This is a genomic window from Microbacterium sp. EF45047, assembly GCF_028472845.1.
GTDB classification, from domain to species: Bacteria; Actinomycetota; Actinomycetes; order Actinomycetales; family Microbacteriaceae; genus Microbacterium; species Microbacterium neungamense.
In genome coordinates, this window is record NZ_CP069429.1 from 534,020 (window position 1) to 560,103 (window position 26,084).

Annotated in this window: 21 protein-coding genes and 1 pseudogene; 15 read left to right on the forward strand and 7 right to left on the reverse strand. The window is 71.6% G+C overall.

Annotated elements, in window-relative coordinates:
• Nucleotides 1-117 precede the first annotated feature (117 nt).
• Nucleotides 118-1,281, forward strand: a complete 1,164-nt coding sequence (sucC, locus tag JRG78_RS02585; RefSeq protein ID WP_259607432.1) for an ADP-forming succinate--CoA ligase subunit beta — start codon at nt 118-120, stop codon at nt 1,279-1,281.
• 36 nt (nt 1,282-1,317) lie between these two features.
• Entirely contained in the window at nt 1,318-2,220 is a 903-nt protein-coding gene (sucD, locus tag JRG78_RS02590; RefSeq protein ID WP_259607433.1) for a succinate--CoA ligase subunit alpha, read from the forward strand.
• 230 nt (nt 2,221-2,450) lie between these two features.
• Here the strand turns inward: sucD and JRG78_RS02595 are convergent, their stop codons facing one another.
• Together JRG78_RS02595 and JRG78_RS02600 are read right to left on the reverse strand one after the other, a co-directional pair.
• Nucleotides 2,451-3,023 carry a TetR/AcrR family transcriptional regulator gene (locus JRG78_RS02595; RefSeq protein ID WP_259607434.1) on the reverse strand — a complete coding sequence of 191 codons (573 nt, stop codon included), beginning with the start codon at nt 3,021-3,023 and terminating at the stop codon, nt 2,451-2,453.
• A 225-nt stretch (nt 3,024-3,248) separates the two neighbouring features.
• Nucleotides 3,249-4,724 (reverse strand): NCS2 family permease, encoded by a 1,476-nt coding sequence (locus tag JRG78_RS02600; protein WP_259607435.1) that lies wholly within the window; start codon nt 4,722-4,724, stop codon nt 3,249-3,251.
• Between the two features lie 91 nt (nt 4,725-4,815).
• Here JRG78_RS02600 and JRG78_RS02605 point away from each other — a divergent pair, with 91 nt between their 5' ends.
• From JRG78_RS02605 to JRG78_RS02650, 10 genes are all read left to right on the forward strand, one after another.
• Nucleotides 4,816-6,084, forward strand: a complete 1,269-nt coding sequence (locus JRG78_RS02605; RefSeq protein WP_259607436.1) for a cell division protein PerM — start codon at nt 4,816-4,818, stop codon at nt 6,082-6,084.
• Nucleotides 6,085-6,088: 4 nt separating this feature from the next.
• The gene (gene purN / locus JRG78_RS02610) at nt 6,089-6,667 is read left to right on the forward strand and encodes a phosphoribosylglycinamide formyltransferase (protein ID WP_259607437.1); all 579 of its coding nucleotides are present in this window, start codon (nt 6,089-6,091) and stop codon (nt 6,665-6,667) included.
• Nucleotides 6,668-6,698: 31 nt separating this feature from the next.
• Nucleotides 6,699-8,303, forward strand: coding sequence for a bifunctional phosphoribosylaminoimidazolecarboxamide formyltransferase/IMP cyclohydrolase (gene purH, locus JRG78_RS02615; protein ID WP_259607438.1), 1,605 nt, complete (start codon nt 6,699-6,701; stop codon nt 8,301-8,303).
• Nucleotides 8,304-8,307: 4 nt separating this feature from the next.
• A complete protein-coding gene (locus JRG78_RS02620) occupies nt 8,308-8,847 on the forward strand; it encodes an ATP-binding cassette domain-containing protein (RefSeq protein WP_259607439.1) in 540 nt (179 codons plus the stop codon).
• Between the two features lie 174 nt (nt 8,848-9,021).
• Entirely contained in the window at nt 9,022-10,575 is a 1,554-nt protein-coding gene (locus JRG78_RS02625; protein ID WP_272653586.1) for a DNA-3-methyladenine glycosylase 2 family protein, read from the forward strand.
• The gene (locus tag JRG78_RS02630; RefSeq protein WP_272653587.1) at nt 10,572-11,087 is read left to right on the forward strand and encodes a methylated-DNA--[protein]-cysteine S-methyltransferase; all 516 of its coding nucleotides are present in this window, start codon (nt 10,572-10,574) and stop codon (nt 11,085-11,087) included. Before JRG78_RS02625 ends, JRG78_RS02630 begins: the two co-directional genes overlap by 4 nt.
• A 466-nt stretch (nt 11,088-11,553) precedes the next feature.
• Complete coding sequence (locus JRG78_RS02635; RefSeq protein WP_432806392.1) at nt 11,554-12,609, forward strand: IS110 family transposase; 1,056 nt, start codon at nt 11,554-11,556, stop codon at nt 12,607-12,609.
• 99 nt (nt 12,610-12,708) lie between these two features.
• Nucleotides 12,709-14,658, forward strand: coding sequence for an ABC transporter ATP-binding protein (locus JRG78_RS02640; RefSeq protein ID WP_259607442.1), 1,950 nt, complete (start codon nt 12,709-12,711; stop codon nt 14,656-14,658).
• On the forward strand, nt 14,655-16,463 hold the full coding sequence (locus JRG78_RS02645) for an ABC transporter ATP-binding protein (RefSeq protein WP_259607443.1): 1,809 nt from the start codon (nt 14,655-14,657) through the stop codon (nt 16,461-16,463). The genes JRG78_RS02640 and JRG78_RS02645 overlap by 4 nt, the downstream gene beginning before the upstream one ends.
• 66 nt (nt 16,464-16,529) lie before the next feature.
• Nucleotides 16,530-17,267, forward strand: a complete 738-nt coding sequence (locus tag JRG78_RS02650) for a hypothetical protein (RefSeq protein WP_259607444.1) — start codon at nt 16,530-16,532, stop codon at nt 17,265-17,267.
• A gap of 71 nt (nt 17,268-17,338) precedes the next feature.
• Here the strand turns inward: JRG78_RS02650 and JRG78_RS02655 are convergent, their stop codons facing one another.
• On the reverse strand, nt 17,339-17,797 hold the full coding sequence (locus tag JRG78_RS02655; RefSeq protein WP_259607445.1) for a GNAT family N-acetyltransferase: 459 nt from the start codon (nt 17,795-17,797) through the stop codon (nt 17,339-17,341).
• A 106-nt stretch (nt 17,798-17,903) separates the two neighbouring features.
• Here JRG78_RS02655 and JRG78_RS02660 point away from each other — a divergent pair, with 106 nt between their 5' ends.
• Nucleotides 17,904-20,123 carry an NADP-dependent isocitrate dehydrogenase gene (locus tag JRG78_RS02660; protein WP_259607446.1) on the forward strand — a complete coding sequence of 740 codons (2,220 nt, stop codon included), beginning with the start codon at nt 17,904-17,906 and terminating at the stop codon, nt 20,121-20,123.
• A gap of 56 nt (nt 20,124-20,179) precedes the next feature.
• Here the strand turns inward: JRG78_RS02660 and JRG78_RS02665 are convergent, their stop codons facing one another.
• A complete protein-coding gene (locus JRG78_RS02665; protein WP_259607447.1) occupies nt 20,180-21,643 on the reverse strand; it encodes a L,D-transpeptidase family protein in 1,464 nt (487 codons plus the stop codon).
• Nucleotides 21,644-21,827: 184 nt separating this feature from the next.
• Here JRG78_RS02665 and JRG78_RS02670 point away from each other — a divergent pair, with 184 nt between their 5' ends.
• Both JRG78_RS02670 and JRG78_RS02675 read left to right on the forward strand, forming a co-directional pair.
• Nucleotides 21,828-23,009, forward strand: a complete 1,182-nt coding sequence (locus JRG78_RS02670) for an ROK family transcriptional regulator (protein WP_259607448.1) — start codon at nt 21,828-21,830, stop codon at nt 23,007-23,009.
• A 96-nt stretch (nt 23,010-23,105) separates the two neighbouring features.
• Nucleotides 23,106-23,733: pseudogene (locus JRG78_RS02675) on the forward strand (glucosamine-6-phosphate deaminase).
• A 203-nt stretch (nt 23,734-23,936) separates the two neighbouring features.
• Here JRG78_RS02675 and JRG78_RS02680 read toward each other — a convergent pair.
• Genes JRG78_RS02680 through JRG78_RS02690 form a run of 3 tightly spaced genes read right to left on the reverse strand, consistent with a single transcriptional unit; the run spans nt 23,937 to nt 26,060 of the window.
• Nucleotides 23,937-24,335 (reverse strand): NUDIX hydrolase, encoded by a 399-nt coding sequence (locus JRG78_RS02680; protein ID WP_259607450.1) that lies wholly within the window; start codon nt 24,333-24,335, stop codon nt 23,937-23,939.
• Entirely contained in the window at nt 24,328-25,692 is a 1,365-nt protein-coding gene (locus JRG78_RS02685; protein WP_259607452.1) for an FAD-binding oxidoreductase, read from the reverse strand. The genes JRG78_RS02680 and JRG78_RS02685 overlap by 8 nt, the downstream gene beginning before the upstream one ends.
• Nucleotides 25,689-26,060: a YrdB family protein gene (locus tag JRG78_RS02690; RefSeq protein ID WP_259607454.1), complete on the reverse strand. Its 372-nt coding sequence runs from the start codon at nt 26,058-26,060 to the stop codon at nt 25,689-25,691. The genes JRG78_RS02685 and JRG78_RS02690 overlap by 4 nt, the downstream gene beginning before the upstream one ends.
• Nucleotides 26,061-26,084: the final 24 nt, after the last annotated feature.

Genomic DNA, 26,084 nt, shown 5'->3' on the forward strand with positions numbered 1-26,084 from the left:
CGCCCGTCGGGCCGCGCGTGAGAGCGGTAGTAGGCTGGGGAACCGGGTCGAATCACATCGACGCCCGACAGAACCTGTCGCGTCCCGGAAGTCGCAACCAGCGAAGGACTGCACACTGTGGATCTCTACGAGTACCAGGCACGAGACCTTTTCGAGAAGTACGGAGTGCCGGTGCTCGCCGGCATCGTCGCCGACACCCCGGAGGAGGTGAAGGCAGCGGCCGAGAAGCTCGGCGGCGTCGTGGTGGTCAAGGCGCAGGTGAAGACCGGAGGCCGCGGCAAGGCGGGCGGCGTCAAGGTCGCCAAGACCCCCGACGAGGCGTACGAGGCCGCGAAGGCGATCCTCGGGCTCGACATCAAGGGCCACATCGTCAAGCGCGTGATGGTCGCCGCCGGTGCCCGCATCGACAAGGAGTTCTACTTCTCGGTGCTGCTGGACCGCGCCAACCGCTCCTACCTCAGCCTGTGCTCCGTCGAGGGCGGCATGGAGATCGAGCAGCTCGCCGTCGAGAAGCCCGAGGCCCTGGCCCGCATCGAGGTCGACCCGCTGAAGGGCATCGACAAGGCGAAGGCTCTTGAGATCGCGAAGGCAGCGAACTTCCCCGAGGAGCTCGTCGAGAAGGTCGCGGACGTGTTCGTCACACTCTACGAGGTCTACAAGGGCGAGGACGCGACCCTGGTCGAGGTGAACCCGCTCGTCCTCACCGAGGAGGGCGAGGTGATCGCTCTCGATGGCAAGGTGTCGCTCGACGCCAACGCCGACTTCCGCCACCCCAGCCACGAGCTTCTGGAGGACAAGGACGCCGCCGACCCGCTCGAGGCGAAGGCGAAGGAGAACGACCTCAACTACGTCAAGCTCGACGGTGAGGTCGGCGTCATCGGCAACGGCGCGGGCCTGGTCATGTCGACCCTCGACGTCGTCGCCTACGCCGGTGAGAACCACGGCGGCGTGAAGCCGGCGAACTTCCTCGACATCGGCGGCGGCGCCTCGGCCGAGGTCATGGCCGCAGGCCTCGACGTCATCCTCGGCGACCCGCAGGTCAAGAGCGTGTTCGTGAACGTGTTCGGCGGCATCACCGCGTGCGACGCGGTCGCCAAGGGCATCGTCGGCGCGCTGGCCGAGCTCGGCTCCGCCGCGACCAAGCCGCTCGTCGTCCGCCTGGACGGCAACAAGGTGGAGGAGGGCCGCGCCATCCTGCGCGAGGCCAACCACCCCCTCGTCACCCTGGCCACCACGATGGACGAGGGCGCCGACAAGGCCGCCGAGCTCGCCAACGCCTGACCCGTCGGGCTCAGAGACCGAAACTGAGGAACAGATATGTCGATCTTCCTGAACAAGGACTCCAAGGTCATCGTGCAGGGCATCACCGGCGGTGAGGGCACCAAGCACACCGCGCTGATGCTGAAGGCGGGCACCAACATCGTGGGCGGCGTGAACGCCCGCAAGGCCGGCACCACGGTGCTGCACAAGGACGCCGACGGCAACCCGATCGAGCTGCCGGTGTTCGCCTCCGTCGCCGAGGCGATGGAGAAGACCGGCGCCGACGTGTCGATCGCCTTCGTGCCGCCGGCGTTCACCAAGGACGCCATGATCGAGGCCATCGACGCCGAGATCCCGCTGCTCGTCGTGATCACCGAGGGCGTGCCCGTCGGCGACACCGCGCAGGCCTGGGCGCACGCCAAGGAGAAGGGCAACAAGACTCGGATCATCGGCCCGAACTGCCCGGGCATCATCACGCCCGACGAGTCCCTCGTCGGCATCACCCCGGCGAACATCACCGGCAAGGGCCCGATCGGCCTGGTGTCGAAGTCGGGCACCCTGACCTACCAGATGATGTACGAACTGCGCGAGATCGGCTTCTCCACCGCCATCGGCATCGGCGGCGACCCGATCATCGGCACCACGCACATCGACGCGCTGGAGGCCTTCGAGGCCGACCCCGAGACCAAGGCGATCGTGATGATCGGCGAGATCGGCGGCGACGCCGAGGAGCGGGCGGCGGACTTCATCAAGGCCAACGTCACCAAGCCGGTCGTCGGCTACGTCGCGGGCTTCACCGCGCCGGAGGGCAAGACCATGGGTCACGCCGGTGCGATCGTGTCCGGCTCGGCCGGCACCGCGCAGGCGAAGAAGGAGGCCCTCGAGGCGGCGGGCGTGAAGGTCGGCAAGACCCCGTCCGAGACCGCCGCGCTGATGCGCGAGATCATCCAGGGTCTCTGACCCGAACGGCGAGGGCCCCGGACCGCACGGTCCGGGGCCCTCGCCGTTCCCGGGCACAGGCGCCGGCGTGGTACCGGTGCGTCCGGGGCGGGTTCTCGCGTTCGGGGCGGCGGAGAACCGCCCCGAACGCGAGAACCCGCCCCAAACCCGGGGGAAGACGGGGAGGACGGGGGAGGAAGGGGAGGAAAGGGAGGAAGGGGGAGGAGGGGGAGGAGGGGGAGAGGGGCCGGTCAGGGAGCGACGGCATCCAGCAGCCGGTCGAGGGCCTCGTGCGCGACACGTCGGGAGGCCGCGTGCCGGGGGCGCTCGGCCAGCCACAGAGCAGCCTCGTTCATCGCCCCCGAGAGCAGGGCGGTCAGCGCGCCGAGCGTCTCCTCCGGCGTGCCGGCGTCGGCGAGCGCCTCCCGGAGGTGCACCGCCGAGGCCTCGGCATCCGAACGCCGCCAGGCCTCCCAGCCGAGGACCGCGGGCGCGTCGACGAGCAGCACGCGCGCCCGGCCGTCCGCGGTGATGGCGTCCAGGAACGCATGGCTGCCGAGACGGAGTGCGGCGGCGGGTGGCGCATCGCCGGCGGCGGCGACCACGGCATCCGCCACCGACTGCTGCAGCTGGGCGACCACTGCGGCGAGCAGCCCGGCCTTCGAACCGTAGTGGTGGTAGACCGCGCCCCGGGTGACGGCAGCATCCGCGGCGATGTCGTCCATCGATGCCCCGGCGAACCCGTCGGCGGCGAACCGGTGAAGCGCGGCATCGAGAACCCGGCGGGCGGTCTCGGCGGCGTCGGCGGCGCTGGCGCGGGGCATCCGTGCTTCCTCTCCTGTTACGTACGTTGTGTATGTATTCTAGCACCGTGGATACAACGGCTGAGGGGCCGGAGGGAACGGCCGTCATGCGCCCGGGGCGCGTTCTCGCGTTCGGGGCGGCGCAGAACCGCCCCGAACGCGAGAATCCGCCCCAATCCCGGGGAGGTCGGGAAAGAACCCGGAAAGAACGGGGGGAGACGGAGACGAGGAGGGAAGGGGACGGGGTCAGAGCGCGGCGCCGAAGAGCTGCTCGATCGGCTCCCTGGCGAAGAAGATCACGAAGCCGGCGCCGACCACCCACAGCAGCGGGCTGACCTGCTTGCCGCGGCCGGAGAAGGCGTGGATGAGCACCCAGCTCACGAAGCCCGCCCCGATGCCGTTCGCGATCGAGTAGGTCATCGGCATCACGGTGACCGTGAGGAACACCGGCATCAGCACCCGGAAGTCGGCGAAGTCGATGTGACGGATCTGCGCCATCATCAGCGCGCCGACGATCACCAGCACCGCCGCCGCGATCTCGGTCGGCACGATCGAGGTCAGCGGGGTGAGGAACATCGCCAGCAGGAACATCACCCCGGTCACCACGTTCGCGAACCCCGTACGGGCGCCCTCGCCGATCCCGGCGCCGGACTCGATGAACACGGTGCTGGACGACGAGGAGGTCGCGCCGCCCGCGATCGCGCCGACGCCCTCCACGATCAGGGCCGACTTGATCCTCGGGAAGTCGCCGTTCGCATCCGCGAGGTCGGCCTCCTTCGCGAGCCCGGTCATCGTGCCCATCGCGTCGAAGAAGTTCGTGAACAGCAGGGTGAACACGATCATCACCAGGGCGACGGCGCTGACCCGGCCGAAGTCGAAGGTGAAGTCGACGGCGCCGATCAGGCTGAGATCGGGGATGCTCACCGGCGACCCGCTCAGCGCCGGGACCGTGAGCCCCCAGCCGCCGGGGTTCGCGATCTCGCCGTCGGCGCCGACCTTGGGGCCGAGGTGCCAGATCGCCTCGACGATCACGGCCAGGACGGTGCCGGCGACGAGGCCGATCAGCATGCCGCCCTTCACCCGCAGCGCGACGAGGATGCCGGTGATGATCAGGGTGATCACGAACAGCAGGCTCGGCACGGTGGCCACCGAGCCGTCGATGCCGAGGCCGACCGGCGGGGAGGAGGCGCCGGTGGCGGTGACGAACCCGGAGTTCACGAAGCCGATGAAGGCGATGAACAGGCCGATCCCGACCGTGATCGCGATCTTCAGCTGGAACGGCACGGCGTCGAAGATCAGCTTCCGCAGGCCGGTTGCCGCCAGCAGCACGATGATCGCGCCGTTGATCATCACCAGGGCCATCGCCTCCGGCCAGGTGACCTGACCGACGACGCTGAAGGCGAGGAACGCGTTGATCCCCAGGCCCGCGGCGAACGCGAAGGGCAGCCGGGTGATCACGCCGAACAGGATCGTCATCAGGCCGGCGGTGAGAGCGGTCGCGGCGCCGACGGCGCCGAACTCCAGCGCGTTCCCGGCGGCATCCGGTTTGCCGGAGAGGATGATCGGGTTCAGGATCACGATGTACGCCATCGTCACGAAGGTGACGAGTCCGCCGCGGATCTCGGCGCCGAACGTCGACCCGCGCCGGCTGATCTCGAAGAAGCGGTCGAGCGGGTTCTGCGGTTCGTGCGCGGTCCGCGGGCGGGCAGGGGCAGTCGTCATGGGGGAACCTCCGCAGAAAACCTATCGCGTCGCTCCCGGCGCGCGTGGCCGGGAGGGCGGGCACAGGGTGCCGTCGTAGGCTCGATGCGTCATGCAACGCCTCCTCGTCGCGCTCCTCGCCGCGCTCGACGCCGCCATCGCCGCGGCCGTCGGCGTGGCTGCGATGCTTGCACCGCTCACGGTGCTGTGGATGCTCGCCTTCGGCCTGTCCGCCGACTGGGGGTCCCTCTGGGGCACGAGCGCGGCACTCTGGCAGTTCGCACACGCGGTTCCGATGCAGGTCGTCATCCCCGACGACATCGTCGTCGCTGTCGGCATCCCGGCCGAGGCCGCGCGCTTCACGCTGTCGCTGCCGCCGCTCATCGTCCTGCTGTTCACGGTGCTCTTCGCCGCGCGCTCGGGACGCCGCGCGGCCGCCGCGGGGGCGTGGGGCGTCGGCGTCGCCGCCGGGGCGGCGGCGTTCACCGCGCTCGCCTCGGTCGTGGCCGTCACCGGACAGGCGGATGCCGTGCGCACCCCGCTCTGGGCGGCGATCCTCCTCCCCGCCGCCGCCTACCTGGCCGGTCTCCTCGCCGGCGCCGTGCGGCACGCCTGGTCGGAGGGGGACGGCGGGCTCGTCGACCGGGTGCACGACATCGTCGACGGCTGGGGGGATTGGGCACCCGTGCCGGCCGAGGCCGTGCGCGGCGCGGCGGTCGCGGTGGTGGCGCTCACCGGTGCCGGTGCGGTCGCGGTGGCGGTGGCGGTGGTCCTGCGCGGGGGTGAGGTGATCGCCCTGTTCGAGGCGGCGCGGGTGGACGTCCTCGGCGGTGCGATGCTGACGCTCGGGCACCTCGCCTACCTGCCGACGCTGATCGTGTGGGCCGTCGCCTGGCTGGCCGGACCCGGTTTCGCCGTGGGCGCCGGCACGTCGGTCTCGCCCGCCGGCACGCAGCTCGGCGTCGTCCCCGGGATCCCCGTACTGGGGCTGCTCCCGGAGCACTCCTCGATCTGGATGCTGGTCTGCCTGATCGTCCCGATCGGCGCCGGGGCGCTCGCGGGATGGATGATCCGCTCCCGGCTGGTGTGGGAGGGCGCCGCCGCCGGCCTCGGGCCGCGGGCGGCGATCGCCGTCGGCATCGCCGGGCTCACCGCGGGCGTCGCCGCGCTCGCCGCTGCGCTGGCATCCGGCTCGATCGGTCCCGGGCGGCTCGCCGAAGCGGGCCCCGCCGCGGGCCCCGTCGCCCTCGCGGTGGGCATCGAGGTGCTGATCGGGGCGGCGATCCTGCTGCTGTCGCCAAGGCACCGAGACGAGCTGGCCGAGGAGCGCACCGACCGTTGGAACGCGGAGATGTCGGGCCTCACCACCCCGGTAGACTGACCGGGTGCTGACGGTCGCCGTACTCATCTCGGGCACCGGCTCGAATCTCCGTGCCCTGCTCGAAGCCGCGAGTCACCCGGACTATCCCGCCCGGGTCATCGTGGTCGGCGCCGACCGCGACGCCGAGGGTCTCGCGCACGCCGAGGAGTTCGGCATCCCCAGCTTCACCGTGCCCTGGCATCTGCACGAGAGCCGCGAGCACTGGGGCGAGGAGCTGGGTCGCCAGCTCGACGTCTGGGCCCCCGACCTGGTGGTGCTCAGCGGTCTGATGCGGCTGCTGCCGGCATCCCTCGTCCACCGCTACGCGCCGAACATCATCAACACCCACCCGGCGTACCTGCCCGAGTTCCCCGGCGCCCACGCCGTGCGCGACGCGCTCGCGGCCGGCGTCCGCCAGACCGGCGCCAGCGTCATCGTGGTCGACGAGGGCGTCGACAGCGGACCCATCCTCGCCCAGGAGCGCGTCCCGGTGCTCCCCGGCGACACCGAGCACCAACTCCACGAGCGGATCAAGCCCGTCGAACGGCGGCTGCTGATCGACGTCGTCCGCCGCATCGCCACCGGCGAGCTCGTGCTGACCTGACCCGCACCGCCACGAAAGAAGGAGCACCCTCATGGCCGGTCCCCGCCAGGACCCCTCGCTGTACCGTCACCGCGACACGGTCCCGATCCGCCGCGCACTGGTGTCGGTGAGCGACAAGACCGGTCTGCGCGAGCTCGCGGATGCCCTGGCCGAGGCCGGGGTGGAGATCGTGTCCACCGGCTCGACCGCGGCGACGATCCGCGAGGCCGGGCACGAGGTGACCGACGTCTCGGCGGTCACCGGGTTCCCCGAGTCCCTCGACGGCCGCGTGAAGACGCTGCATCCGGCGGTGCACGCGGGCCTGCTCGCCGACCTGCGCCTCGAGGACCACGAGGGGCAGCTCGAGCACCTGGGCATCCAACCCTTCGAGCTCGTCGTGGTGAACCTGTACCCGTTCGTGGAGACCGTGGCCTCGGGCGCGCAGGGCGACGACGTCGTCGAGCAGATCGACATCGGGGGACCGGCGATGGTGCGTGCGGCGGCGAAGAACCACGCCAACGTCGCGATCGTCGTCTCGCCCGACTCGTACCCGTCGGTGATCGAGGCGCTGCGCGCCGGCGGCACCACGCTGACCCAGCGCCGGGAGCTCGCCGCCCGCGCCTTCGCGCACACCGCCGCGTACGACTCCGCCGTGGCGCAGTGGTTCGCGGAGGGCACCCTGGAGGAGGAGTCGCTGCCGACCCACCTCACCATCCAGGCCGAGCGGCTGGCCACGCTCCGGTACGGCGAGAACGCGCATCAGCGCGCCGCGATCTACACCCGTGCGGGCGGTCACGGCATCGCCCAGGCGACGCAGCTGCAGGGAAAGGAGATGTCCTACAACAACTACGTCGATGCGGATGCCGCGCTGCGCGCCGCCTACGACATGATCCTGCCCGCGGTCGCCATCATCAAGCACGCGAACCCCTGCGGCATCGCCACCACGGCCCCGAACGCGCTCGACCCCATCGCCAGCGCCCACCTGCGCGCGCACGAGTGCGACCCGGTCTCGGCGTACGGCGGCGTGATCGCCGCGAACGGCACCGTCACCCTGAAGATGGCGGAGAACCTGAAGGACATCTTCACCGAGGTCATCGTCGCCCCCGACTTCGAGCCGGCAGCCCTCGAGGTGTTCCGCGCGAAGAAGAACCTGCGGCTGTTGAAGCTGCCGGCGGACTGGCAGCAGGAGCGCATGGACGTGCGGCTCGTCTCCGGCGGTCTGCTGCTGCAGAACGCCGACCGCTTCCCGGACGACATCGCCTCGGTCGCCAAGGACTGGAAGCTCGTCTCCGGCGAGCAGCCCGACGAGGCGGAGATGGAGAACCTCATCTTCGCGTGGAAGGCGTGCCGCGCGGTGAAGTCGAACGGCATCGTGCTCGCCAAGGGCAACGCGACCGTCGGCGTCGGCATGGGCCAGGTCAACCGGGTCGACTCGTGCCGCCTCGCGGTGGAGCGGGCGGGTGACCGCGCTGCGGGCTCGGTCGCCGCATCCGACGCGTTCTTCCCGTTCGCGGACGGCCCGCAGGTGCTCATCGACGCCGGCGTGACCGCGATCGTGCAGACCGGCGGCTCGGTGCGCGACGACGAGGTCATCGACGCCGCGCGCAAGGCCGGCGTGACGATGTTCTTCACCGGGGAGCGCCACTTCTTCCACTGACCCCGTGTTCCAGGATCCGTACTCCTCGCTGAACGGCCGTCAGCGCATCGTGGACATCATCGCGGCATCCGTGGCGCTGCACGCGACGGCGTCGCAGGGCGCCAGGTCGCACCGCGCGACCGCGCAGCGGATCCTGGAGAGCGTGGGGCTGGGGGAACGGTTCTGGCAGAAGTTCCCGTACCAGCTGTCCGGCGGGCAGCGTCAGCGGGTGGCGATCGCGCGGGCGCTCGCCGCGGATCCCGAGGTCATCGTCCTCGACGAGGCGGTCGCGGCGCTGGACGTGTCGATCCAGGCGCAGATCCTGAATCTGCTCAGCGACATCAGGGCGGAGAGGAAGGTCAGCTACCTGTTCATCTCGCACGACCTCGCGGTGGTGAACCAGATCTCCGACCGGATGATCGTGATGGAGCAGGGCCGGGTGGTGGATGCCGGGGTGACCGCCGAGATCCTCGCCGAGCCCGTGCATCCGTACACGCGCGCGCTGCGCGCCGCGGTGCCGCGCGCCGGATGGAAGCCGGTGCGCCGGGAACGCCTCGCAGGCTGACCGCCCTCCTTCCTGAGCGTTTGGGGCGGATTCTCGCGTTTGGGGCGGCGGAGCGCCGCCCCGAAGTCGAGAATCCGCCCCAAACCCGGGAAGGGGACGGGGGGAAGGGGGAGGGGGCACCGTGATGTCCGATTTCCGCCAGCCGGATGCCCGGGGGCGTGACAGAGTGGAGGCATGAGCCTCCCGGTGATGACCTTCGACGAGCGGTATCGCGCCATCAGCGCGCGCGACACCCGCTTCGACGGGCAGTTCGTCACCGCCGTGCGCTCCACCGGCATCTACTGCCGTCCCAGCTGCCCGGCACGCACGCCGAAGCCGGAGAACGTGACCTTCTACCCGACCAGCGCCGCCGCGCACGAGGCGGGCTACCGCGCCTGCAAGCGCTGCCTGCCCGAGGCCGCGCCGGGCTCGCCGGAGTGGAACGTCCGCGGTGATGTGGCCGCCCGCGCCATGCGGCTGATCGCGGCCGGCATCGTCGAACGCGAGGGCGTCCCCGGTCTCGCCGCCCGGCTGGGATACTCCTCCCGCCACCTCACCCGGCTGCTCACCGCCGAACTCGGGGCCGGCCCGCTCGCCCTCGCCCGTGCGCATCGCGCGCACAGCGCCCGGATGCTGCTGGTGGGCACCGACATGCCGATCTCGGAGGTGGCCTTCTCGGCCGGCTTCACCAGCATCCGGCAGTGCAACGACACCATCCGCGAGGTGTTCGGGATGACCCCGGGCGACCTGCGCGCCCGCCGTCCCCGGGACGCGGCCGGGCACGATCCCGTCCCCGGGGTGATCGACCTGCTCCTGCCGCACCGCCCGCCGCTGGACGCCGCCGGCGTGTTCGCATGGATGGCCGCGCGTGCGCTGCCCGGCGTGGAGAGCGCCGGCGAGCGCTCCTTCGCCCGTCACCTGCGGATGCCCGGCGGCCCCGCCTGGTTCGAGGTCGCCCGGGACGAGCGCCACCGGCTCCGGCTGCGCGCCCGCGTCACCCGCCTCGGAGATCTCGCGCCGCTGGTCGCCACCGCCCGCCGGCTGTTCGACCTGGATGCCGACCCGGTCGCCATCGACGAGGCGCTCTCGGCGGAGCCGGCGCTGGCCCCGCTGGTGGCGCGCACGCCCGGCATCCGGGTGCCGGGAGCGGCGGACCCGCACGAGATGCTGATCCGCGCCATGGTCGGTCAGCAGATCACCGTCGTGGCCGCGCGCAGCGCCCTCACCGCGCTCGTCGAGGCGCTGGGCGAGCGGGTCGGCGACACCACCGGGCCCGCTGATGCGGCCGCACCGGCAGCGACCCCGGACTCCGGCATCCTGTTCCCGACCATGGCCGCGATCGCCGAGCACGGGGCATCCGTGCTGCGCGGACCCGCCGCCCGCATCCGCGCCATCACCGGCGCCGCCGCCGCGCTCGCCGCGGGAGAGCTCGTCCTCACCGTCGGAGACGACGCGGCCGCGCAGCGCGCCGCACTGCTGGCGATGCCCGGGATCGGGCCGTGGACCGCCGACTACGTGCGGATGCGCGTGCTCGGCGACCCCGACGTCCTGCTCCCCGGGGACGTCGCCGTGCGGGCCGGCGCGGCGGCCACCGGCCTCCCCGCCGACCCGGCCGGGCTCGCGGCCTGGGCCGAGCGCACCGCGCCCTGGCGCAGCTACCTCACCGCGCATCTGTGGCGCTCGGCGCCCGCGAAGCGCACCCCTCGATCCTCCGCGGCCGCCGCCGCGCTCACGAAGGAGCCCTCATGACCGCCATCGACCAGGCCGTCCTGCAGACCATCGCCACCCCGGACGGGCCGTTCACGATCCTCGCCGACGCCCGGCAGCGCGTGCTCGCCTCGGGATGGACCGACTCGCGGGACGCGATCCTCGCCCGGCTCGCCCCCGCACGGCGTCCCGCCGGCATCCGCGACGGGGAGACGGATGCCGCGGCCGCGGCCCTCGCGTTCTACGACGGCGACCTCACCGCGATCGACGCGGTGCCGGTCGTGCAGCACGGCACGGACATGCAGAGCACCGGATGGGACGCGCTGCGCCGGATCGCCCCCGGCGCCCCGCTCACCTACACCGAGTTCGCGATCGCGCTGGGCAGCCCCCGGGCGGTCCGGGCCGCGGCATCCGTGTGCGCGCGCAACGCCGCCGCGCTGTTCGTGCCGTGCCACCGCGTGCTGCGCGGCGACGGCACGATGGGCGGCTTCGCATGGGGGCTCGAGGTGAAGCGGAGCCTGCTGGACCGCGAGGCCGCCCGCGTCCTGGCCTGAGGCACCGACGGCCGGCGGGCGCGGTCGCCCGGGGCCGCCGGGCGGCACTGTCAGGCGCACGGGAAAGCGCTGACCGGAAACCGGAATACCGCTTGCCCTCGGCCGGTTGCCCGCAATAGGCTGGTGGGCTGTCGACCGGCCGATGAAGCCGAGCCTGAGGGGGACACCATGACCACGACGATCGTCACTCCGTTCTTCGCCCCGGGCTCGCGCGCGGTGCTCCCGCGCGACTGACAGTGATGATGGTGGTGGGAGCCCCGCAGCGGTTGTCCTGACTCAGCGACTGACTGACTACGGGTCTTGAACGCGATCTGTCGTTCGATCGCTGCGGGGCTGCCATGCACTCACCGTGCGAGGGTTGTGACCTCATAGGAGCCTGTGCCAGCAGGCACCCATCACTGTCTTGTCCGCTCGCTCTCGGATGGTGCGTGCCGTCCGATCGGAGAGTTGAGAGGAAGGGACGGCGATGACCACCATCGCACGAGAAGAGCAGCAGGACCAGGTCATGATCGTGGCGGGTATCGACACGCATGGCGATTCCCACACCGCGGCGGTCATCGACACCACCGGCCGGCTGCTCGGGAGCGCGCAGTTCCCCGCGAATCGTTCCGGTTATGCCGCGTTGCTGAGTTGGGCGTGTGCGTTCGGTGTGCTCGTGATCGCGGGGATCGAGGGCACCGGCGCATACGGTGCCGGTCTTGCCCGTCACCTGCGCGCTGCGGGTGTCGAGCTGCGGGAAGTGGACCGACCGGACCGGAAGTCGCGGCGCTTTGCCGGTAAGTCCGACCCGCTGGACGCGGAAGCTGCCGCCCGGGCAGCGTTGGCAGGCACACGATCGGGGATCCCGAAGGACCGAGCAGGGAAGGTGGAAGCGCTCCGCAATCTGCGGATCGCCAGGCGCAGCGCCGTGACCCAGCGCGCCGACTGTCAACGCCGGATGAAGGCGATCATCGTCACCGCACCCGACGCGCTCCGCGAACGGTTGCGGGGGCTGTCAGACCGGGAGCTGATCGAGGTATGTGCCGCTGCACGTCCCGACACCACACGCGCCGACGAACCCGAGCAGGCATCGAAGATCGCGCTGCGCGCTCTCGCACGCCGCCACCAGTCGCTGACCGCCGAGATCGCCGAACTCGACGCACTCATCGACCCTCTCGTCGCGGACATCAACCCGCGGCTGCTCGCCCTCAACGGGGTCGGCGCCGATGTCGCCGGGCAACTGCTCGTCACCGCTGGCGAGAACCCCGGCCGGCTCCGTTCCGAAGCCGCATTCGCGATGCTCTGCGGCGTCGCGCCCATCCCCGCCTCATCAGGCAAAACCCACCGACACCGCCTCAACCGCGGCGGCGACCGCCACGCGAACGCCGCGCTCTACCGCATCGTGCTCTGCCGGCTCCGCTGGGATCCCAGAACCCGCGCTTACGCCGCCCGACGCACCACCGAGGGCCTCTCGAAGAAGGACATCATCCGCTGCCTCAAACGCCTCATCGCCCGCGAGATCTACACCGCCCTCACCACTTGACATCCATAGGAGCATCGTCGCCCCCGCCGCTCGCTCCGGATGCCACCGGCATCCGCTCTTCGTCTTCTTCGCCGTCCGCTCGCCACGCCTCTGAGAGTCATGACCTCCACTTCGTCGTCGTCCCTGTCCACCGTCGCCGCACTCTGGCGGCTCAAGCCCTTCGTCGCCCCGATCGTCAGCCGCCTCATCGGCGGTGCGCTCAGCGCGCTCGCCGCCGCGGTGATCGCGCTGCTGATCCCCATCGCGCTCGAGCAGATCGTTCGCGGCCCCCTGCAGACCGGGGTAGTCGGGGCGATCGCCGTCGGGGCGCTCGCGGTGTTCGCCCTCGCCCTCGGCGAGGCGGCCATGGTGTGGCTGCGGCGCTGGTTCGTGCTCACCCCGGCCACCGAGGTCGAGTACCGGATGCGATCCGACCTGTACGCGCGGCTGCAGACGCTGCCGGTCGCGTTCCACGACCGGTGGCAGTCCGGTCAGCTGCTCAGCCGCATGATGCAGGACATCAACCTGATCCGCCGTTGGCTGGCGTTCGGGCTGATCCTTCTGGTGGTGAACGTGCTGACGATCATCATCGGCGCGGTGATGCTGTTCCAGTGGCACTGGCTGCTGGGCGCGATCTTCCTCGTCACCGGCGTGCCGATGTGGATCCAGGGCTACCTGTTCGAGAAGCGGTACGGCCAGCTCACCCGGCGCAGCCAGGACCAGGCCGGCGACCTCGCCACCAGCGTCGAGGAGAGCGTGCACGGCATCCGCGTGCTGAAGGCGTTCGGGCGCGGCAAGCACGCCCTGAGCCGTTTCAGCCGCCAGGCCGAGACGCTGCGGGAGACCGAGCTGAGCAAGGCCCGCGCGGTCGGCGAGATCTGGTTCTGGCTCGACCTGATGCCGCAGATCGCCTTCGGGCTCAGCCTCATCGCCGGCATCTGGCTGATCGCGCAGGGGGCGATCGAGCTGCCGCAGCTGTTCGCCTTCTTCGCGATGGCCACCGTGCTGCGCTGGCCGATCGAGTCGATCGGGTTCCTGTTCTCGTTCATGCTCGACGCACGCACGGCCACCGACCGCGTGTTCGAGATCTTCGAGGCGACGAACACCATCACCGATCCGGAGCACCCGGTGCGCATCGCCGAGCCGCGCGGCGAGCTGGCGTTCGAGGACGTGCACTTCCGCTACCAGGACGCCGGTGCCTCCGAGCGCGACCTGCTCGACGGCATCGACCTGGTGCTGCGTCCGGGGGAGACCATGGCGCTGGTCGGGCTGACCGGCTCCGGGAAGACCACCCTGACGACGCTGCCGGCACGGCTGTACGACGTCACCGGCGGGCGGGTCACGCTCGACGGCGTGGACGTGCGCGACCTGGAGTTGTCCGAGCTGCGCCGGCACATCGCCATGGCCTTCGAGGACGCCACGCTGTTCTCGGCATCCGTCCGCGAGAACGTCCTGCTGGGACGCGCCGACCTCGACCTGCACAGCCCCGAGGCCGACCGGGTGCTCGCCGAGGCGCTCGAGGTCGCGCAGGCCGGGTTCGTGGAGTCGCTGCCCGAGGGCGTCGAGACCATCATCGGCGAGGAGGGGCTCAGCCTGTCCGGCGGGCAGCGGCAGCGTCTCGCGCTCGCCCGCGCGGTCGCCGCGAAGCCGAAGGTGCTCGTGCTCGACGACCCGCTGTCCGCGCTCGACGTCGACACCGAGGCGCTCGTCGAGGAGGCGCTGCGGCACGTGCTCGCCGATACGACGGCGCTCGTCGTCGCGCACCGGCCGTCGACCGTGGCGCTCGCCGACCGCGTCGCGCTGCTGGAGCGCGGGCGGATCACCGCGGTGGGGACGCACGCGGAGCTGCTGCGCTCCAGCGCCCACTACCGGCACGTGATCTCCAGCCTGGAGGCGGAGGAGGCGGCGCGGACGGGGTCGATCCCGGTCGTGTCCGCGAGCGGGGACGCTCCGAAGGGCTCAGCATCCGCGGGGGAGGACGCTTCGACGGGCTCAGCGTCCGCGGGGGAGGACGCTTCGACGGGCTCAGCGTCCGCGGCATCCGACATCGAAGAGGAGGTGCAGGCATGACCATCTCCGGAACCCAGGGCGAGGACCGCTCGAACTACACCAGGGAGGAGAGCCGCGCGATCCGGGCGCGCTCGCTGCGCCTGCTCGGATCGCTCATCCGCCCGCTGCGGCTGCGCATCGTCGCGGCGGCCGTCGTGCTGGTGGTCTCCACCGCGCTGCAGGTGTCGGGGCCGATCCTCATCGGCGTCGCGCTGGACCGGGCGCTGCCGCTCGTGCTCGAGAACACCGACTGGACGCCGGCGCTCGTGCTCACCGTCGCCTACCTGTTCGCCGGGATCACCGGATCGGCGCTGATCGGCTGGTACGTCGTGCTCGCCGCCCGCATCACCCAGGCGGTGCTTCTCGACCTGCGCAAGCGGATCTTCCTGCACACCCAGCGGCTCAGCCTCGAGTTCCACGAGTCGTACACGTCCGGGCGGATCATCTCCCGCCAGACCAGCGACCTGGACTCGATCCGCGAACTGCTCGACGGCGGCCTGAACAACCTCGTCTCCGGTGTGCTGTTCGGCGTGTTCACGTTCATCGCCCTGGTGATCGCGGACTGGCAGTCCGGCGTGATCCTCGCGATCGGCGGCATCCCGCTGCTCCTGCTGATGCGCTGGTTCTACACCCGCTCACAGGTGGTGTACCGCGAATCGCGCGTGATCAGCGCGAAGGTGATCGTGCAGTTCGTGGAGACGATGACCGGCATCCGCGCGGTGAAGTCGTTCCGCAAGGAGCCGCGCAACGACGCGACCTTCCGCACGCTCGCCGGCGACTACCGCGACGTGAACCGGCGCTCGATGCTGCTGTACGGCACGTTCGAGCCCGGGCTGATGGGGATCGCGGCGCTCACCCTCGCCCTGGTGGTGCTGTGGGGCGGCATCCGCGTCTCCACCGGCGCCCTGGGCGTCGGCGTGCTGCTGTCGGCGGTGCTGTACGTACGCAACTTCTTCGCGCCGATGCAGGAGATCGCGATGTTCCTGAACTCGTACCAGTCCGCGACCGCGGCGCTGGAGAAGGTGTCCGGCGTGCTCGAGGAGCAGCCCACGGTGCCCGACCCGGAGAAGCCGGTCGACCTGTGGGAGTCGCGCGGCGCGATCCGCTTCGAGGGCGTCACGTTCGGGTACAACGGCGAGAAGACGGTGCTGCCGAACTTCTCGCTGGACATTCCGGCCGGGCAGACCGTCGCGCTGGTCGGCACCACCGGCGCCGGGAAGTCCACGCTCGCGAAGCTGGTGTCGCGGTTCTACGACCCGACCGAGGGGCGGGTCACGCTCGACGGCGTCGACCTGCGGATGCTGCACCCGAAGGATCTGCGCCGGGCGATCGTGATGGTCACCCAGGAGGCGTATCTGTTCAGCGGGACGGTCGCGGACAACATCGCGCTCGGCAAGCCGGACGCGACCCTGGACGAGATCCGCGCCGCCGCCCGCGCGGTCGGCGCCGACGAGTTCATCTCGTCTCTGCCGGACGGCTATAACACCGACGTGAACAAGCGCGGCGGGCGCGTGTCGGCCGGGCAGCGGCAGCTGATCTCCTTCGCGCGGGCGTTCCTCGCCGATCCGGCCGTGCTGATCCTCGACGAGGCCACGGCGTCGCTGGACATCCCGTCCGAGCGGCTCATCCAGGAGGCGCTGCAGACGCTGCTCGCCGACCGCACCGCGATCATCATCGCGCACCGCCTGTCGACGGTCGCGATCGCCGACCGGGTGCTGGTGATGGAGCACGGCCGCATCATCGAGGACGACACCCCGCAGGCGCTGATCGGCGGCACCGGCAAGTTCGCCCAGCTGCACGCGGCCTGGCAGGAGACGCTGGTCTAGGTCGCGACGGCGGCGGGAGGCCGGATGCCGCGGCCGGCGCCGACGCCGCGTGGTTAGCATGAGGGGGTGGACCCGTTCCTGCTCGCAGAGCTCTGGTGGATCGCGCCGGCGGCGGCCGGGGCGACCGGGCTGGGCGTCGCGGGGATGCGGTACCGAGGGCGGCAGCGGCGGATCGCCGTGGACGCGGCGCGCAGCGATCTCGTGGCGGCGCGGCGGGACGCGGCGGCCGCGGATGCCGGACTGCGGCTGGCGCGGGCCCGCCTCGATCGGGCCGTGGCGGAGCGGGCCGGAGCCGGTGAGCTGGCGCAGGCACGCGCGGGTGTGCGCGACGCCGAGGACAGATGCCGGTCGGCGGCCGCCCAGGTGCGCGTGCGGCGGGCCCAGCTGCGCGCCGCACGGGCGGAGTACGCGGCGAAGACCGACCCGGTGGCCCGGGTGCGCGACGCCCATGACGCGGTGCTGGCCCGCTGGATGGAGTACGAGACCGACCCGGCCCGCCTGATCGCCTTCCCGCGGATGAGCGACGGACGAGCCCCCGAGATGGCCGCCTTCCACGCGGCGCGGGCGCGAGCGGCGGATGCCCGGCCGGATGCCGGCGCGAAGCGCCTCACTCCCGCCGGGTTCGCCGCGTACCGCGACGCGGTGGAGGACCTGGAACGCGCGTTCGCGGCGGCGGAGCAGGCGTCCGGCGCGGCACCCCCGGTTCGTCCGGCCTGGCAGGACGCCGCGCAGCACGCGATCGAGCGCGGCGCGGGTGCGCTGCGGATCGCGGCCGATGCGTGGGTGAGACGTCGGCGCAGCTGACCCGGCGGCGTCGCCGAGGAGGGGGCGACGGGGTCTCGGTGGGGGAGGGGATCCGAGGCCCCGCCGCCGGTCTAGTCCGTGAGCCGGATCTCGGCGATGACCTCGCCGTACTCGGTCTCACCGACCGGCTCAAAGCCCACCCGGCGGAAGAACGCCTCGGGGCCTCCCTCGCCGGCCTCGTAGATCACGTTGACGTGGTCGACGCCGCGCCGGCGCGCCTCGTCGAGGAGGGCCTCGACGGCGAAGCGTCCGATGCCGCGACCCTGGTCGTCGGCGTCCACGTTGATGCGCCAGAGGACGTTGCGGAAGTACTCCTCCGGGGCATCCGCATCGAAGCTCGCACTGATGAAGCCGACCACCTCATCGCCGTCGAGCACCACGCGCTGCCAGGAGGTGCGCGGATTGATCACGGTGGCGGCGATCCCGTACGACACGGGCGCGAGGAACTGCTCCTGCCCCGGCTTCAGCGACAGGTTGTTGACGGCGACGATCGTCGCCGCGGACAGTTCTTCCACGCGCAGTTTCGACATGGACCCAGGCTAATGCCTCGCCGCCGGTTCGCGGCAGTGGCCGAGACACGCGAGGTCATCCGGGTATCTTGGTATCGAGATAAAAGCCCTCGCGAACGGAGTTCCGGTGACCGACGACGCCATCATCTACACCTACACAGACGAGGCGCCGGCGCTGGCGACCGCCTCCTTCCTCCCGATCATCCAGGCCTACACCGGTCAGGCGGGAGTAGAGGTGGAGACGCGGGACATCTCCCTGGCGGGGCGCATCCTCGCCGCGTTCCCGCAGAAGCTCACCCCGGAGCAGCAGGTCGGCGACGCGCTGGCCGAGCTCGGCGGACTCGCCACGCTGCCGCAGGCCAACATCATCAAACTGCCCAACATCTCCGCCTCCATCCCGCAGCTCAAGGCCGCGATCGCCGAGCTGCAGGAGAAGGGCTACGACATCCCCGATTTCCCCGACGAGCCGCAGACGCTCGAGGAGAAGGACATCCGCGCGCGCTACGACCGCATCAAGGGCTCCGCGGTCAACCCGGTGCTGCGTGAGGGCAACAGCGACCGCCGCGCCCCGCTCGCGGTGAAGAACTACGCCAAGAAGCATCCGCACCGCAACAAGCCGTTCGCGCCGGGCTCGAAGACCCGCGTGGCGACCATGGGGCACGACGACTTCCGCTCCAACGAGAAGTCCTGGGTCGCCGCCCACGACGACGTGCTCAGCATCCGTCACATCGCCGAGGACGGCACCGTCACCGTGCTCAAAGAGGGCCTGAAGGTCCTGCCACGCGAGATCATCGACGCGACCTTCATGTCCGCGGCGCACCTGGACGAGTTCCTGGCCGAGACGCTCGAGGCGGCGAAGAACGACGACGTGCTGTACTCCGTGCACCTCAAGGCCACCATGATGAAGGTCAGCGACCCGATCATCTTCGGGCACGTGGTCAAGGCCTTCTTCAAGGACGTCTTCGCGCAGTACGGCGAGCAGCTCGACGAGGCCGGGCTCAGCCCGAACGACGGCCTGGGGTCGATCCTGGCCGGGCTGAAGGACATCGCCGGCGGGGACGAGATCGCAGCCGCCTTCGAGCGCGCCATGGACGAGGGCCCGCGCCTGTCGTACGTGAACTCCGACAAGGGCATCACCAACCTGCACGTGCCCAGCGACGTGATCGTGGACGCCTCGATGCCCGCGCTGGTGCGCAACGGCGGCAAGCTGTGGGGCAAGGACGGCGGCGAGGACGACACCATCGCGGTGATCCCCGACTCCTCCTACGCGGGCGTCTACCAGGCCGTGATCGACGACGTGATCGCGAACGGCCCGCTCGACCCGGCCACCATCGGCACCGTGCCGAACGTCGGCCTGATGGCGCAGGCGGCCGAGGAGTACGGCAGCCACGACAAGACCTTCGAGATCGCATCCGACGGCGTGGTGCAGATCCTCGACCGCGAGGGCGCCGTGCTCATCGAGCACCACGTCCGCACCGGCGACATCTGGCGCGCCACGCAGACGAAGCACATCGCGGTGATGGACTGGGTGAAGCTCGCCGTCACCCGCGCCCGCGCGACCGGCGCTCCGGCGGTGTTCTGGCTCGACGCGAACCGGTCGCACGATGCGCAGATCATCGCCAAGGTGCACCAGGGCCTCGCGCTGCTGGACACCCAGGGCGTGACCATCACGATCCTCGCCCCCGAGGAGGCCACCCGCTACACGCTCGCGCGGATGCGTCACGGCCTGGACACCATCTCGGTGACCGGCAACGTGCTGCGCGACTACCTCACCGACCTGTTCCCGATCCTCGAGGTCGGCACGTCGGCGAAGATGCTGAGCATCGTCCCGCTGCTCGCCGGCGGAGGCCTGTTCGAGACGGGCGCGGGCGGTTCCGCGCCGAAGCACGTGCAGCAGCTGGTCGCCGAGAACTACCTGCGCTGGGACTCGCTGGGCGAGTTCTTCGCCCTCGCGGCCTCGCTCGAGCACTTCGCCGACCACACCGGCAACGCCAAGGCGCGCGTGCTCGCGGAGACGCTCGATGCCGCCACCGAGACCTTCCTCGAGGAGGACCGCTCGCCCGGCCGCGCCCTCGGCACGATCGACAACCGCGGCAGCCACTTCTACCTCGCCCTGTACTGGGCGCAGGAGCTGGCGACGCAGACCGCGGATGCCGAGCTCGCCGCCGCGTTCGCCCCGGTCGCCGAGGAGCTGGCCGCCAAGGAGCAGCAGATCGTGGGCGAGCTGAACGCGGTGCAGGGCTCGCCCGCCGACATCGGCGGCTACTATCGCCCGGATGCCGAGAAGGTGGACGCCGTGATGCGGCCGTCCGCCACGCTGAACGCCATCATCGACGCTCTGCGCTGACATCGACAAAGGAGGGGCGGATGCCGACGGCATCCGCCCCTCCCACGTTTCGAACCTTAGTTGTGGACCCAGACCTCCGTGCCGATGGTCGACCACTCGTAGACGTACTGGGCGGCGTCGAAGGTCATGTTCACGCAGCCGTGGCTCATCGGGGTGCCGAAGTTGTCGTGCCAGTAGGTGCCGTGGAACGCCTCGTCGCCGTTGTAGTACGACACCCAGGGCACGTCCTCGGTGACGTACTTCGAACCATCGGCGTTCGTGCCGCGCATGTCCTGGATGCGCACGTACGCGTACACCTTGAAGTGCCCGGTGTCGGTCGGCGTGGCCGCCGTGCCCGAGGAGATCGCCCAGGACTGGACGAGCTGCTCGTTCTCGAACAGGTAGGTGCGCTGCTCGCTGAGGTCGACCTCGATCCGGCGGAACAGGGCGGTGGTCTCGAACGGGGTGGAGGTGACCGCGAGCGGATACGCCGCGTCTCCGGCGCTGAGCTGGGCGGCGAACTCGGACGCCGCGTTCGACGTGTCGCCGAGGACGCGTCCGTCCTGACCGGGCGTGAGCTCCTTGAGCACCGTGCCGTCGGAGTCGACGATGTTCCTGGCGTTCACCGGCTCGCGGTTGACCAGGCCCGGGAGCGTGTCCACGACGGCCTGGATGGCGGTCTCGTCGGCGGTGATCTCCAGCTCGCCGTCCACGGCCTCCACGGAGAGCCAGCTCGCGGCGACGTCCGGCGCGATCGGCACCGTGCGCTCCTCGCCCACGTAGAAGCCGATCGAGGCGAGCATGGAGTTCAGCTGTGCCGCGGTCTCGGCGGCCTCCTCGTCGGTGATCGCGGCAGGCGCCTCGGTCGGCGCGCCGGGGAACTCGAAGGACGTCTGGCCCGCGGCGGTCGCGTCCGCGAACGCGGCGGTGAGCTTCTCGAGATCGATGCCGGTGCCGGGCTCCGAGGCGGTCGTGGTGTACGCGCCGGCGGCCGGGTCGAACACGACGGTGGCGTCCACCGCGGCCTCGTAGCTTCCGGGCAGCGCGGCGCGCAGGGTGTGCTCGGCGGCCTCCGGGTCGAGGGTGATCTCCGCGTCGATCGGCTCGCCCATCCACGCGGTCACGTTCCACATCGGGCGCTCGGCGAAGGCCTGCTCCGCCAGGGCGGAAGCGTCGAGGCTTGCGCCGAGATCGGCGCCGCTCACGGTCGCGTCCGTGCCGGTGAGCACCACCTCGGTGCGTGCGAGGTGGGCGCTGATCGCCTCCGTGGCCATCCCCGGGGTCATCCAGCCGACCGGGATGCCGGCGACGGTGGTGCCCGGCGCGATCAGCAGGGTGGATGCGCCACCGGCGGCGAGCAGCAGCGCGCCCGCCCCGGGACCGAGCCACAGGCCGAGGCGGCGCTTCTTCGGTGCCGGCTCCATCGGCGCCCACTCCAGGCGCCGGCCGCCGTCACCCGGCGGGGTGGTCTCGTTCGTGCTCGTCGACAGGACCTCGGTCCTGTCCGTGCCCGCGGTCGGTGCGGAGATCAGATCGGTCACGAACTCACCCCCCTTTGTTCAGCGTGTCCGTGTCTCCTCATGGTACGGGACGGAGATAACGGGATGGTAAAGTTCGCCATTCCCGTTCGGCCGGCCCTCGCGGCGGCGGCAGAAGGCGGCAGTAACGCGCGCGGAACGGATGCCGGGTTGCGCCGACGCCCATTCGTAAGATGTACTAACAAACATGCCTGATTCGGATGCGCCGCGCCCGCCCACCGGGACCATCGCCCCGCCGGCCCACGCCTTCGGCGCGAGCCGGCGGCTCCGCTCCCGGGCGAAGGTGCTGCCGGAACAGGCGCGGGGACACAACCGGGCCCTGGTGCTGCAGACGCTGTACCACCGCGGGGCGATGAGCAGGGCGGACCTGGCGCGGGAGACCGGGCTGACCCGCGTCACCATCTCCGACCTGGTCGGGGAGTTCATCGCCGACGGGATCATCACCGAGATCGGCGTGCGCGCGAGTGCGGGACCCGGCAAACCGGCGATCCTCATCGACATCGATCGCGGCGGGCACCAGATCCTCGGGCTCGACCTGTCCGGCCCGGCGGCCTTCGAGGGCGCGGTGATGAGCCTGGATGGCGACGTCGTGGCGCGGCGCACTGCGCCGCGCCCGGAGGACCGGGACGGGGACAGCGCCTACCGCGCCGCCGTCGACCTGGCCCGCGAACTCGTCGCGGCCTCCACCCGGCCGCTGCTCGGGGTCGGCGTCGGCACGCCGGGCGTCGTCGACCCGGCCGGCGTCGTGCTCCGCGCGCCGGATCTCAGCTGGCACTCGTTCCCCCTGGAGGCCCGGCTGGCGCTGGACCTCGACCTGCCCGTGATCGTGCGGAACGACGCCAACGCCGCCGTGCTCGCCGAGTACACCTTCGGCGACGCGCACGCGGACCTGATGCTGATCCGGATCGGCCGCGGCGTCGGAGCGGGGCTGATCACGGCGAACCAGCCGCTGCTCGGCAGCCGCTTCGCCGCGGGGGAGATCGGTCACGTCGTGGTCGGCACCGACGGCGGACCCCGCTGCGTCTGCGGCAAGGAAGGGTGCTTGGAGGCGTGGCTGAGCGTCACGCGGCTGGAGCGGGAGATCGCCGCCCGGCCCGGTGCCCGGGAGGAGGTGCTGGGCGACGCCGGCACCCGGCTGGCGATCGGCATCGCCCCGATCGTCGCGGCTCTCGACCTGTCCGAGGTGGTGCTGGCCGGCCCCGCGGACCTGCTGGACGGCGCCCTGGTCGACGCAGCGACCGGCGCCCTGCACGAGCGCACCCTCGAGGGGGTGTTCGAGGACGTCGTGATCCGCCGTACGCAGCAGGTGGACATCGTGCTGCGCGGCGCGGCCGTGATGGTGCTCTCGGCGCAGCTGGGGGTGTCCTGATGGTCCGCAGCGCGGGCATCCGCCTGCCGGGCATCCGCCCGACGGGCCGCACTGCGAGAATCGAGTTCCTCGCCCCCGAACTGGAGGTCGCCGCTCATGGCTGAAGTCGTCATCGTCGCCAACCCCGCGGAGGCGGGCGAACTCGTCACCGGCGAGATCGTGCGCCTGCTCGACGCGAAGCCGGACCTCGTCCTGGGCCTTGCCACCGGGTCGACGCCGCTCCCGGTGTACCGGGCGCTCGCGGAGCGGCTGCGCGGCCGCGACGTGTCGCAGGTTCGCGGCTTCGCGCTCGACGAGTACGTCGGGCTGGACCCGGCGCATCCGGAGAGCTACCGGTCGGTGATCGCCCGCGAGGTGGTCGAACCGCTCGGTCTCGACCCGCGGCGGGTGCAGGTGCCGAACGGCGCGGCGGAGACCATCCAGCAGGCCGGCGACGACTACGAGGCGGCGATCGCGGCGGCGGGCGGGGTCGATCTGCAGCTGCTGGGCATCGGCACGGACGGGCACATCGGCTTCAACGAGCCCGGGTCGTCGTTCGCCTCCCGCACGCGCGTGAAGACCCTCACCGAGCAGACCCGCGAGGACAACGCCCGGTTCTTCGACTCCGTCGACGATGTGCCCCGGCACTGCATCACGCAGGGGCTGGGCCGCCGCGTCGAAGCTGACGCTCGCCGACTACTACCGCTACACGTACGCGAACAAGCCTGCCTGGCAGGGCATCTGAGCTCCGCTGCCGGGCCGGGTGCGGCGCCCGCCCGGCGCAGCCACTGTGCCGAAGCCGCGCCGCGGGCGGGCGCAGCCGCGGTGTTGTGCGCTTCGCGCGGCCCGGAATCCGGCATCCGTCCGCGTGAAGCGCACTTCTCCGCGTGAGGCGTACGCGGAGGTCACGCGACGCGCACGCGTGGGTGAGCGAAGTGCACGCGCCGGTCAGCGCGACCAGGCGATCGGGAGCAGGTGCTCGGTGCTCAGGGGCGCCAGCTCGACGGCATCCGCCTCGTCGGGCCCGATCCAGCGCAGCTCCGCGAGCTCGGCCTGCACCGTGACGTCGGACGGCTCGGCCGCGACGGCGAACGCGGTGGCGACGACCCGATGACCCGGCTCGTTGGCGGCGGTGGAGACGAAGGTGCCGAGCGGGCGCAGGTCGTCCTCGGTGACGGTGAGCGCGAGCTCCTCGTCCAGCTCGCGGATCAGGGTCTGCGCGGGCGTCTCGCCCGGCTCCGGCTTGCCGCCGGGCTGCATGAACCGCCGCGTGCCGTGCTTGCGGACGACGAGGGCGCGTCCGGCGCGGTCGACGACCACGGCCGCGCTGACGTGGATGTCAGGCATCGGCGAACACCTTGCCCGGGTTGAGGATGCCGAGCGGGTCGAACACCTCCACGATCTGTCGCTGCAGCCGCCACTGATCCTCGCCGAGCTCCTCGGCGAGCCAGCGGCTCTTCAGGGTGCCGATGCCGTGCTCGCCGGTCAGCGTGCCTCCGAGTCGGACGGCCGCGCGGAACAGCTCGCCCGCCGCCTCCCAGACGATCTCGGGCACCTCCTCGCCCTCGAAGTTGAAGTTCGGGTGCAGGTTGCCGTCGCCGGCGTGCGCGACGGTGGGGATGCTCACCCCGTAGGCCTGCTCGATGCGCGCGATCTCGTCGAACATGGCCGGCATCGCGCTGCGCGGGACGGCGACGTCCTCGATCAGGCAGGTGCCCAGGCTCGCCAGGGCGGCGTGCATCGACCGGCGGATGCGCAGCAGCCGCTCCGACTCCTCGGGGTCGTCGGTGAGCGTCACCGTGCCGCCGGCCGCCTCGAGCACCGCCGCGATCCGCTCGGCGTCGGCGCGAGCGGAGGGGGTGTCGGTCTGCAGGGTGAGCTGGGCGGCGCCTGCGGCAGGCGCCGGCAGCCCGAGCAGCGCATGCACGGCGCTGAGGCTCCGGGGGTCCATGAGCTCCATGATCGCCGGCTGCGCGCCGGACGCCGTGACGGCGGCGGATGCGGCGGCGGCGTCGCGGACGGTGGGGAAGGAGGCGATCAGCGTGCAGACCGCGCCCTCCACCAGCCGGCGCAGCTTGAGCGTCGCGCCGACGACGACGCCGAGGCGGCCTTCGGAGCCGATCACGAGGGAGGTGAGGTCGAGGCCGGTGACGCCCTTGACCGTGCGGTGGCCCAGACGCAGCATCCGTCCGTCGGCGAGGACGAGGTCGACGCCGAGGACGGCGTCGCGGACCACGCCGTACTTGGCGCACAGGAGTCCGCCGGCGCCGGTGGCGATGTTGCCGCCGACGGTGGAGATGTCGCGGCTGGCGGGGTCGGGCGCCCACCACACGCCGTGGCCGGCGAGGTGCGCGTTCAGGTCGGCGTTGATGATGCCGGGTTCGACGACGGCGATGAGGTCGTCGGGGCGCACCTCGAGGATGCGTGTCATCCGCGCGGTGGAGAGCACGAGCTCGCCGGTGCCGGCGTTCGCGCCGCCGGCCAGCCCGGTGCCCGCGCCGCGCACCACGACCGGCGTGCGGGTCTCGGTCGCCAGCCGCATGGTCGTCTGCACGTCCTCGACGGAGCGCGCGTGCACGACGGCGAGGGGACGTCCGGGGGCGCGATGGCCGCTGCGGTCGGCGCGGGCGCTCTCGAGGGCCTCCGCGCTGGTGTCGACGACGTCCTCGCCGAGGGCGGCGCGGAGCCGGTCGACGATGCTCACGACAGTGCCCGCCGGCCGGTGAGCACCCCGGTGACGACGGCGACGACGGCGTAGGCGAGACCGGCCCAGGCCAGGCCCAGCGACCACAGGGCGAGGGTAACGCCGGCGTAGATGAGCAGCTCCACGGCGGCGCGGAGGAACGGATGCAGGTGCAGCACCGGCCGCGGGGAGAGGAACAGCGCCCAGGCGAGGAGCACCAGCAGCGGTGCGCCCAGCCCGGCGACGACGTTCCACGGCAGCGGCCATGAGCCGAAGCCCCAGAGGGCGAGGATCGCCAGGGACGCCACCAGGACGAGAGCGCGGACGATGTCGAGCGGGCCGATGGCCGGACGGTTCACGCCCGGTTCGGCGGCGGATTCCTGGGGCATGCTCCCAGTCTATTCGGCGGCCGG